The sequence below is a fragment of the Clostridium liquoris genome (assembly GCF_002995785.1).
GTDB lineage: Bacteria > Bacillota > Clostridia > Clostridiales > Clostridiaceae > Clostridium_AO > Clostridium_AO liquoris.
In genome coordinates this window covers 1-11,303 of record NZ_PVXO01000067.1, presented here as the reverse complement: position 1 = coordinate 11,303, position 11,303 = coordinate 1, and the positions used below count along the sequence as shown (strand labels likewise).

The following is an 11,303-nucleotide window of genomic DNA, read 5'->3' as shown; positions in this document are numbered from 1 at the left end:
GACCTTCGGGTTATGAGCCCGACGAGCTGCCAACTGCTCCACCCCGCGATATTGGTGCCGAAGACCGGAATCGAACCGGTACGGTGTTTTAAGCACCGCAGGATTTTAAGTCCTGTGCGTCTGCCAGTTCCGCCACTTCGGCAAATTTCTCGTTTCTCAATCGCCTGCTGTTTCTTAACGACATAGTCTATTATATATTAAGAATTATTATATGTCAACATTTTTTTTATAATTTATAAAAAGAGGCTTTTAGCCTCTTATTATCTAATATGTTGAACTTTTTCTATAACCACGATTTCTTGAATCTTGGTGTTTTTTTATATCCTGAAGCCTTTCCTCACTTTCTTTCAAAAACTTAACCATTCTGTCTTCAAAATCCTTTGGTGGCTGTTTTTCTTTTTCCTTACCCCAATCAATTTCAATAGGTCTTATTGTCTTTTTTTGAGGTGTTGCCTGTTTGATTGATAGACTTATTTTTCCGCTTTCATCAACGGATATTACTTTTACCCTTACTTTGTCCTTTTCCTTTAGAAAATTTCTTATGTCCTTTACATAGCTATCTGATACTTCAGATATATGTACAAGACCTGTTTTCCCTTCAACTTCAACAAAAGCACCAAAATTCGTAATATTCACCACTGTACCTTCTAGTATGTTTCCAGCTTTTAAGGTCATATTAAAAAAATTCCTCCTTAAAAATGTATATTAATATTAAAATAATAAACCTTTTTTAATTACTGTTTACCACAGGACTCTCTCCCGGCTTTATTAATTTTAATTTCTCTCTAGCTAGTTTTTCTATATATGCGTCAGATTTAGACATATTGACTTCATCCTGTAGTTTTCTGTTCTTTACCTTTAAACTTTCCATCTCAATATTTTTTTCATTTATCTGAGCTTTTATTTTATTCATTGTAATTTGTTGATCTACAAACACGTAACATACATAAAAGGTCAGTATAAGAAAAATCACCTTTTTAAAATTCAATATCTTTTTCATATGATAAAAACAATTCCTTTCATGAATGTATTTTATCCTTTAGTTATATTCTAATGTGATTTCCAACTTTGTTCAAGTGATTTTTAAAATTTTAATTTACTTTTTTCTTCTAATTTTATATATTATAACTTCAATAGGGAAAATTAGATTATTTTTGAGTATTCTTAGAAACTTTCCAAGGCTTTTTAAAAAACCATATTGTATAGCTATGAAAAAGTCGCTTATTAATTTCATGTATAAGTATATACCTATTGCAATAAATAAATATACATAAAACCCCACATAAGCATAATTAGTATAGAGTAAAAACACAAATACTAATATACCTGTTAATATCCAAAATAATGTATCCTCAATAAATGTTATAACCCTATTAGGGTTTTCCAATCCCCTTATTATTCTGTATATATCAAATAAAACCCCAGTTATCATTCCAGATGCTAAGCTAAATACTAATAACTTTACCTGATGGTTTATAGAAATAATCATAATTACACCTATTTAAATAACTTTGATAATAGTTTTTCTTTTTCTTTTTTATTTTCCTTATTTATATACACGCAAGAGTTTATCATACCATTTATTATTGCTTCACCATTTTGGACATCTAATTTATTCATTTTTAATTCTTCTCCCTTAATATGTAAAGTTCCTAAATTTGTGTTTAATACTATCTGATCCTCATTAAAACTAACTACCTCTACGATTCCATTTAATAAAAGTCTTTTCCTATTTTCCATGGTTAAAGTGCTTTTTTCCTCTATTTTAATCTCCCTTTTCTCCATAAATATCCACCCCCAACCTTATAGTATTATATGCTTTATATTTCTTATATAGTACAAACGCAAAAAGTGCTCCGCACTTTTTAGTTGGCAGTTGATAGATGACAATTGTCAACTAAAAAAGGTAGACTGAAGATAATAAATCTTCAGTCTACCTTTTTTATTCAACGTCTTCTACTCCAGAAATTATTTCATACATATCTTTAGCATTCTCCTTAATTACATGTTCCGATATATTAATTATTTTTGCTTTTAATGGTCTTTCTGCATATTTAATTTCTATAATATCATTTTCTTTTACTTCTGTGCCTGGTTTAGCTACCTTGTCATTTATAAGTACACGTCCACTTTCGCAGGCTTCCTTTGCTATAGTCCTTCTCTTTATTATTCTTGATACCTTTAAGTACTTATCCAATCTCATAATATTAGCCTCCTAAAACACAAAAAACCCAGATTTACACCTAGGTTTCTTGAAAGAATACGAAAGATATTCTTATTTGTTAACTTTATCTTTAAATTCTTTACCAGGTTTAAATACTGGAACTGTTGATTCTGGAATAGTTATTTCTTCTTTAGTCTTTGGATTTCTTCCTATTCTTGCTGCTCTGTTTCTAGTTTCAAAAGTTCCAAATCCAACTAGCTGAATTTTTTCTCCTTTTTCAAGTGTTTCTTCGACACTCTCTATAAATGCCTTTAAAGCTAATTCAGCATCCTTCTTTGTTAGTTTTGATTTTTCTGCCATACTTGTAATTAATTCTGATTTGTTCACCTTCGTTTACCTCCTTAATATTGAGTATGCTCTAAAATAGCTTATTTGCTATAGAATAGCATATTCTTCACCGATTTTAAAATTCCTTCTTTTTAATTATAAATTTTAATAAAGAAATTTATTTATTTTTTTTCGCTTTTTCCCACAATTGATCCATTTCTTCAAGAGTCATGTTTTCCATTTTAACTCCTATATTTTCAGCGGATCTTTCTATGTATTCAAAGCGATAAATAAATTTATCTATAGTATAATTTAATGCATATTCGGGGTCTATGTCAAGGAATCTTGCTACATTTACTACTGCAAATATTAAATCTCCAACTTCTTCTAATATTTTTTCCCTATTATTATTTTTATATACATCTTTTACCTCATAAAATTCCTCTAATACTTTATCTAGGGCATCCTCTACTCTATTCCAATCAAATCCAACTTTGGCAGCCTTCTTTTGTATTTTCTCTGCCTTTATTAAAGAAGGCAGTGTTTTAGCCACATGCTTCAATTCCTCTGTATGAGAATTATATCCTTTTTCCTTACTTTTTATTTTATCCCAGTTATCTAAAACTTCATCAGAAGAGCTAACTTTAACTTCACCAAATACATGTGGATGCCTTTCTACCATTTTATCACAAATTCCCTTAATTACATCATTTATATTAAAAAATCCTTCCTCTTTTCCAATTTGAGCATGAAATACTATTTGGAATAACACGTCTCCCAATTCCTCTATTAACATATCATCGTTTTTTTCTTCGATGGCTTCCAAAACTTCATAACTTTCTTCTATAAGATATTTCTTTAGTGAATCATGATCCTGTTCTCTATCCCAAGGGCATCCATCCTCTCCTCTTAACCTTTCCATTATACTTAATAAATCGTAGAAGTCCTTAGTATTATTTAGCTTTTTCGGTATAAATATTGAAGTTAAGTAATCTATATCTGGCTGCCTGTCTAATTCATATAACTTTATTTTTCTTACGCTTTCTAATCCTTCTATACCTGCAGCTCTTACAAAATATATTTCTTCTTCATCTCCATAGTACTCTAGAAGAGCTAATTTAACCTCTGAGGCTATAAACCCATTGTACACCTGGGTTACTATGGTTCCTAATCTTTTATCTAATATTTGATTTTTTATATCAAAGGCATCAATTATTTTAATACCCTCTATAGGATCAATTCTTAAACTCTCAATCATAGCATCTACAAAGCTTACTGCAGGGAAAATCTTTAATTCTATAGAATTCTCCTTACAAAGCCTTATTAGATTGTTCACAGATTTTTCAGCCACTAATGGATGTCCTGGAACAGCATATGCAACATCACCTGATTCTTTATATTCTTTTATTATGTCATTAGCAATAGAATCATAAACTTCATCAAAATTATCCATACTGTCGTATTTTTTATCAAAGGTTTCATATTCTATGTTAAATTCTTTTAAATATTCTACTGTAGGATGTTTTTCTGTTCTTAAATAAACTTTCTTAGCGGTTTTTAAGACCTCTATAGTACCTAAAGTAAGTGCTTCTTTAGAACCAGGTCCTAGGCCTACAACTTTTATCATCTTATACCTCTCCTTTTGTATTTTGAAAATTTGCTTTTAAAATAATCATAACTAAATATCCCCATTACTATAATTAGTATACTATATATTAATATACCAGAAAATACTGCTGCTAAACATGCTATTGTATTACTTAAAGTATAATTATAAGTATAGGTGAAAATAAATAGAACTCCTATTATCATTATAACCCCGGCATATAGCGGTTTTATTAGTATATTGTAATAATTTATAGATACACTAAGGGTTTTTCTCAAATCCTTCATATTAAGCACAGCTGATATAAAATATCCTATTATAGAACCTATCACTGCCCCATATATATTTATACTAGGTATTGGCACAAGAATAATAGTTAAAATTATTTTTATTATGCACCCTATAACAAGATTTATTACTGGTCTTATATATCTTCCAACTCCCTGTAATATGGCCGTAGAGGCTTGGCAAAGAACTATAAATGGTATAGAAATAGATAAATACTTTAAAATTTGAAAACCTTCACTATGCCCTGGGAACAACAATCTCATCACTGGTAATGCAAGAAAAAATAATCCTAAAAATGATGGAATAGCTATAACCATAGAAAATTTAATAGCTAAATGGGTCTTCTCAATTAATTCATATTTTCTATTTAATATATAGCACTCAGCTATTATAGGCACTAGAGAGGCGCATAATGCCATAGAAACAGTTAAAGGAACATTTACAAGCACAAAAGCTTTTCCAGTAAGTTGACCATATAGTATGGTTGCCTCCTTATAATCAAATCCTGCCTGTAAAAGTTTCTGTGGTACTAAAGCTGAATCAATTAAACTCATTATACTTCCTACTGTAGCTCCTAAAGATATAGGAATGGATATATATATTAATCTAGTTAATATTTCTAAGTTATCCCCTACTTTTCTTACATTTATTTCTCTTCTTGTAGATACATATTTTATAAATAAATATATCCCTCCTAATATACCTCCTGCAGCTGCGCCAAAAGCTGCTCCACCTGCTGCATATTCTATCCCTTTAGGTAATAATATAAAAGCTAATCCTATGCCAAAAATCACTCTTCCAATTTGCTCTATAATTTGAGAAACTGCTGTTGGATTCATATTTTGGAGTCCTTGAAAAAAGCCTCTAAAGGCACTCATTATAGAAATAAATACTGGTGCTATTGCAATGCCTATTAAAGAGTAATATGCCTTTTCATCCCATTTAAAGAATCCAATTAATTGTTTTGACAAAGCTAAAATAATACCAGTGAAACCTCCCCCTAGGAGAATCATTAAAAGCATAGATTTTCTAAATACCTGAATAATCCCCTCTTTATCTCCTATAGCCTTTCTTTCAGAAACCAACTTAGAAATAGCCACAGGTATTCCAGAAGCCATAGCTACAAAGAACATATAGAGTGGATAGGACATCTGATAGTACCCTACACCTTCATCGCCTATAAGCATTATTAAGGGCCATCTAAAAAACAGGCCCAAGAACTTAGCAAATACCCCTGATATCCCCAAAATAATAGTACCTTTCATAAGGGATTGTTTTTTCATTCTTAATACCTCCGAAATACTTCTAAATATTATCTATTTGAAATTCGGAAATATTATTACCTTTTATTGAATATTTTTATATATCCATGTCAATAATTTTTTATGAAGCAAAAAATAATTAAATGGCAGACATGCTGCCATTTTCGTATTGGTATATGTTATGCCATTTATTGTTCCATTTGCTTTCCTAAGAAGGATGATGCAGTTTCAGCTAATTTTATCTCTACATCACCAAATTTTTTCCCTTCTTCCTTAGATACTATAATAACAGCTCCAATTGCATCTCCTTCTGCTATTATTGGAGAAATAACTTCAGCTTTATATTTTCCCTCCAATTCTTCATCATCGTAAAGAGGAATAAATTCTGGAACCTCACTAAGATAAACTGTTCTTCTATCTTCTATAACCTTTTCAAGTTCTCCGCTTATTTTCTTATCTAAGTATTCTTTCTTTTGTGCTCCACTGATAGAAATTATACTATCCTTATCACTAATAAGTACCATGTGTCCTATTGTTTGTTGCAAAGATTCAGCATATCCTTTTGAAAATTCGCTTAACTCTCCTATTGGTGAATATTTTTTTAGTATTACTCCGCCTTCTCTATCAGTAAATATTTCTAAAGGATCTCCCTCCCTTATTCTCAAAGTTCTTCTTATTTCCTTTGGAATAACTACTCTTCCTAGATCGTCTATACGTCTAACAATTCCTGTTGCCTTCATAAGTTTTTCCTCCTTAAATAAATATTTGTTTAATACAACTTGTATTAATATTATCTTTCTATTTATGAAATTTTATACACATTTGTAATTTAAAAAAGTCTCGAAATTTAAATTTCGAGACTTTTTGTTTACATAATATTTTTTTCATATTTTTTAGTTTCTATTTTAGCTTCCTTTTTCCATTGATCTAGTTTACTATTAAAAGCAGTCTGCTGTTCCTTCGGTAATAAATCTTTTCTAATCTGCTCTTTTACTGAATCAAAGCTTTTAATTGAAATAGGCTCTTTACTTATTAATTTTATAATATGATATCCATATTCGCTTTTAACTGGTCCAGATATTTGACCTGGGTTTAATTTAACTACTGCATCTACAAAAGGTTTAACAAGCTGACTATACTCAACAGTACCTAAATCCCCTCCGTTGTCTTTTGACCCTGTGTCAGTAGAAACTTCTTTAGCAACCTTACCAAAATCTTCACCCTTATCTAATCTTTCTTTAACCTTTTTTGCCTCATCTTCGGTTTTAACTAATATATGAGCAGCATGAAATTTACTTGGTTTTTCTAAATACTTATATATGTTATCATCATATTCTTTCTTAACCGCCGCGTCATTTACTTTTATATCTTTTACTACTGAATCTCTTACTTTTGATATCATAAGCTGAGTTTTAGAATAGTCTTTAAAACTTTCTTCTGATATTCCTGATGCCTTTAGTTGTTCTACAAACTTGTTCTTGTCCCCGCCAAAATTTTGTTTTATTATGTCATTAATTGTCTTATCTGTTTCTTCATTTATCTTTGCTTCATCAAATAATTTTTGATCCTTACCATGTTGTACTATTACTTTTTCTGATACCATTTGGTCAACAACTTGTTTTTTGAAATCTAATAATTGTGATTTTATATCCTGATTGTTTAAATAATTTTCTCCATACTGCTGTTTAATCTGAGTTATTTGCTCTGCAAGTAGAGGATAAGAATCTAGCTCTCCTCTCGTTATATTTTCATTGTTCACTTTTGCAACTATACTTTTATTTATTGCCTCTGGTGTTTTTTCTATCATAGTACATCCTACTGTTGACATTGCAAATATGCCTACTATAGATACGGTAATTAGTTTTCTTATGTTTTTCACTATTATTCCCCCACTCTATATTTAATCTTTAATAATTATAATAATATTCTTAATTTATTGCAAACCTTTTAGAAGTATATGGCTATGAAAAAAGCTGTCTCTCTATCTAACTCCCACATTCATTCTTCATAAACAAAATAAATTCCTTTAGTTTACCTAATAGATCTTCCTTTTTAATATTATCTAAATTATAGGCTAGTATTGGCTTATCACCAAATTTAAAGCTTACAATTTTATTATATTTTCTTTTTACTCCTACTCTTATATTTTCGTTTAATCTATCCTTACTTTCAAATTGGACTAAAACCTGATTACCTCTTTCTTTTATTTCTTCTATTGCTAGTTCCTTAGCTATACTTCTTATATATGCGATATCCATAAGATTTTGCACCGAGGATGGTATATCTGAAAACCTATCCTCTAATTCTTCCTGAACATCAATAAAATCTTCATATGAGTTTATGGATGCAATCTTTTTATATATTTCTATTTTTTGAGTTTCATCCTTTATGTAGTTTTCAGGGATAAATGCGTCTATCTTTAATTCTACTGTTGTTTCTACAGGTTCCTTATCTATTTCTCCCTTAAGCTTCTTTATTGTATCCTCCAGCATTCTGCAATATAAATCATACCCTACAGAAGCCATATGTCCATGCTGTGAGGAACCCATCATATTTCCAGCCCCTCTTATCTCCAAATCCTTTAACGCTATTTTGAATCCTGAGCCCAATTCGGTAAACTCTTTTATAGCCCTTAATCTTTTTTCCGCTACTTCTGTTAAAATTTTATCTTTCTTATAAGTTAGATAACAATAAGCCATCCTACTGCTTCTTCCAACTCGCCCTCTTAACTGATACAGTTGAGATAATCCCATTTTATCTGCATCATAAATTATCATTGTATTTACATTTTGTATATCCATACCTGTTTCTATAATAGTAGTAGTTACTAAGACATCATACTTATTCTCCATAAAATCTATTATAACGCTTTCTAATTCTCTTTCCTGCATTTGTCCATGCGCTATACCAACTCTAGCCTCAGGCAGAAGCTTAGATATATATGCAGACATTTCCTTTATATTTTCTACTCTATTATACACAAAATATACCTGGCCACCTCTATTTATCTCCCTTAATATAGCATCTCTTATTAGTTGATCATTATACTCTACTACATAAGTCTGAATTGGCTGCCTTTCTTCTGGCGGCGTTTCAATGACGCTTATATCCCTAACACCTACTAAGGACATATGAAGAGTTCTTGGTATAGGAGTAGCACTTAAGGTAAGTACATCTATGTTTTTCTTCAATGATTTTATTTTTTCTTTATGTTTTACTCCAAATCTTTGCTCCTCATCTATAATAAGTAATCCTAGATCTTTGAAATGTATGTCCTTTTGCAATATTCTATGGGTTCCTATCAATATATCTACATTTCCTTCTTTAACCGTTTTAATAGTTTCTTTTTGTTGAGCAGGAGTTCTAAATCTGCTTATCATTTCCACTTTCACAGGGAAATCTGAAAATCTTTGTACCAAATTGTTATAATGTTGTTGAGCTAAAATAGTAGTTGGTACCAAAAAAGCTACTTGCTTTCCATCCATAACAGCTTTAAAAGCAGCCCTTACAGCTACCTCGGTTTTCCCATATCCAACATCTCCACAAAGCAACCTGTCCATAGCCTTATCAGATTCCATATCAGCTTTTATATCGTTTATTGCTGTTATTTGGTCTGGTGTCTCTTCATAGGGGAATTCTTCTTCAAATTGTTTTTGCCATATGGTATCTTTAGTAAACTTAAATCCCTTTAAAGTAGACCTAACTGCATAAAGTTTTACTAAATCTTCAGCTATTTCTTCTATGGATTTTTTAACTTTATTTTTAGCTTTTGTCCATTCCGAGCTTCCTAATTTACTTATCTTAGGTGCATTTCCTTCGCTTCCAATATATTTTTGCACCATATCTAATTGCTCTACAGGCACATAAAGCTTATCATCACCATAATAGCTTAACTCTAAATAATCTTTTTTGTGCCCATCTATTTCTAACTGTTTTATCCCTTTATATACTCCAATACCATGATTTACATGAACTACATAATCACCTATTTTTAATTCTGTAAAGCTTTTAATCTTGCTTAATCCTTTTCCACTTACCTTTTTAAAGGACTTTTTCTTAGCTTCTCCAAAAAATTCTTTATCCGATATAATACATATTTTTAAAGATGGATACTCGTATCCTTTTAGTTGACTTCCAAATGTAATTATTACTTCACCGGGGAGTATATCTTCTATTACATCTTTATATACACTTTCAATTCCCCTGTCCCTCAAGGTATTAACAAGTCTTTCACCCCTAGGTCTTGTACCAGAAAGTATTATAGTTTTATACCCTTGTGATTTTTTTTGCTTTATGTCCTCAATCAACAGCTCTAATTGTCCATGGTAATTATTTAAGGTTATTTCTGAAAAATTTACTATGGACTGAGGCTGCAATATTTTTACTGACTTAGCTATTGAGCTTAATGTTATTAGTTTACTTTCTTCTAAAGCATTTAATATTCTATCTTTAGATGTAAGCAATTCCGCTTGTTTAGGCAATACATCGCCTCTTTGGAGAAAGCTTTTATAATTTTCTTCAAATTCAAGATAAACACTATTTAGTTTTCCTTCACATCTTTGTACATCATCTACAACTATAAACCATTCTTTAAAATAATCCAAAAATAAAGATGGATTATCATAAAAATAAGGCAGATAGCTGTCAATAGTTTCAAAATTCCAATTTTCTTTTAAGTTCTCTAGATTTTTATTTACTGTAGATTGTAATTTATCATAGGCATCTTTATTGTTTTCGCTTTTAAGATTATTGAGAACTGATTTTAAATCCTTTTCAATATTTTTATGTGCCTTTTCTATATTTCCCTTATTAAGTATAATTTCCTTGGCAGGAAATATTTCTATATGTTTTACTTTATCAATACTTCTTTGGGATTCCGGGTTAAAACTTCTTATAGAGTCTATTTCATCGCCAAAAAGTTCTACTCTATATGGTTCCATAGATATGGGGGGATAAATATCTAAAATTCCTCCTCTTATAGAAAACTGCCCCTTACTGTCTACCAAATCTACTCTCTCATAACCACTTTGTATAAGTTTTTCTCCTAAATCCTTATAGTCTAGTATATCCCCAACAGAAAACCTAAAAGAGTATTCCTTATATAATTCCATAGGTATGCAAGATGCTGCGATAGACTCTATAGACGCTATTATTACCTTTTTCCCTGGTTCTAACACATTTTTTATTACTTTAAGTCTTTCCCATCGCAAATCTCCAGATATGGCATCAATATTATAAAAAACCACCTCCTTAGTTGGAAAATAATAAACCTCAGCTATATATAATGATAAATCCTCATATATGTTTCTTGCTTCCACATCACTGTGGGTTAAAATTAATAAAGGCTTGTCTATTTCATTATACACTCCATCTATCACATAACCTCTAGAGGATTCAGATAGTCCAAATATGCCTAAAGGATATTCCCTTTTTTCAATACTGGTTTTTATTATCTTAAATTCCGGGCTATTTATTAGCGGTTTTAAGATACCCCTTAATCTCATTTATTTTCACCTCGTTAAACTACTCTAGTATTCTCGAAAACTCCCAAGGTACTGAAGTTTCTACATTAATTTTTCTATAGAAATCAGCTTCACCCCAGAGTTTTTTCAAGTTTTATATTGTACGAATAGCTTATATAATTTAAGATATTCGT

Annotated in this window: 11 protein-coding genes and 1 tRNA gene; all 12 read right to left on the bottom strand. The window is 30.5% G+C overall.

The features are described 5' to 3' along the window. Window positions 1-52: 52 nt before the first annotated feature. Window positions 53-142 (bottom strand) — tRNA-Leu (locus tag CLLI_RS12675). 122 nt (window positions 143-264) lie between these two features. Beyond that, window positions 265-675 carry a S1 domain-containing RNA-binding protein gene (locus tag CLLI_RS12670; RefSeq protein ID WP_106064574.1) on the bottom strand — a complete coding sequence of 137 codons (411 nt, stop codon included), beginning with the start codon at window positions 673-675 and terminating at the stop codon, window positions 265-267. 55 nt (window positions 676-730) lie between these two features. After that, window positions 731-1,000: an FtsB family cell division protein gene (locus tag CLLI_RS12665; RefSeq protein ID WP_106064573.1), complete on the bottom strand. Its 270-nt coding sequence runs from the start codon at window positions 998-1,000 to the stop codon at window positions 731-733. 96 nt (window positions 1,001-1,096) lie between these two features. After that, window positions 1,097-1,489 (bottom strand): spore cortex biosynthesis protein YabQ, encoded by a 393-nt coding sequence (gene yabQ / locus CLLI_RS12660; protein ID WP_106064572.1) that lies wholly within the window; start codon window positions 1,487-1,489, stop codon window positions 1,097-1,099. An 8-nt stretch (window positions 1,490-1,497) separates the two neighbouring features. Then, window positions 1,498-1,785 carry a sporulation protein YabP gene (yabP, locus tag CLLI_RS12655; protein WP_106064571.1) on the bottom strand — a complete coding sequence of 96 codons (288 nt, stop codon included), beginning with the start codon at window positions 1,783-1,785 and terminating at the stop codon, window positions 1,498-1,500. Window positions 1,786-1,942: 157 nt separating this feature from the next. Then, complete coding sequence (locus CLLI_RS12650; RefSeq protein ID WP_106064570.1) at window positions 1,943-2,203, bottom strand: RNA-binding S4 domain-containing protein; 261 nt, start codon at window positions 2,201-2,203, stop codon at window positions 1,943-1,945. Window positions 2,204-2,275: 72 nt separating this feature from the next. Continuing rightward, on the bottom strand, window positions 2,276-2,551 hold the full coding sequence (locus CLLI_RS12645; protein WP_106064569.1) for an HU family DNA-binding protein: 276 nt from the start codon (window positions 2,549-2,551) through the stop codon (window positions 2,276-2,278). A 118-nt stretch (window positions 2,552-2,669) separates the two neighbouring features. Next, entirely contained in the window at window positions 2,670-4,118 is a 1,449-nt protein-coding gene (gene yabN / locus CLLI_RS12640; protein ID WP_106064568.1) for a bifunctional methyltransferase/pyrophosphohydrolase YabN, read from the bottom strand. After that, window positions 4,115-5,668: a putative polysaccharide biosynthesis protein gene (locus CLLI_RS12635; protein ID WP_106064567.1), complete on the bottom strand. Its 1,554-nt coding sequence runs from the start codon at window positions 5,666-5,668 to the stop codon at window positions 4,115-4,117. The genes yabN and CLLI_RS12635 overlap by 4 nt, the downstream gene beginning before the upstream one ends. Before the next feature lie 167 nt (window positions 5,669-5,835). Further along, on the bottom strand, window positions 5,836-6,387 hold the full coding sequence (gene spoVT / locus CLLI_RS12630; protein WP_106064566.1) for a stage V sporulation protein T: 552 nt from the start codon (window positions 6,385-6,387) through the stop codon (window positions 5,836-5,838). 128 nt (window positions 6,388-6,515) lie between these two features. Beyond that, the gene (locus CLLI_RS12625; protein ID WP_106064565.1) at window positions 6,516-7,526 is read right to left on the bottom strand and encodes a peptidylprolyl isomerase; all 1,011 of its coding nucleotides are present in this window, start codon (window positions 7,524-7,526) and stop codon (window positions 6,516-6,518) included. 106 nt (window positions 7,527-7,632) lie between these two features. Then, window positions 7,633-11,151 (bottom strand): transcription-repair coupling factor, encoded by a 3,519-nt coding sequence (mfd, locus tag CLLI_RS12620; protein WP_106064564.1) that lies wholly within the window; start codon window positions 11,149-11,151, stop codon window positions 7,633-7,635. Between the last annotated feature and the right edge of the window lie 152 nt (window positions 11,152-11,303).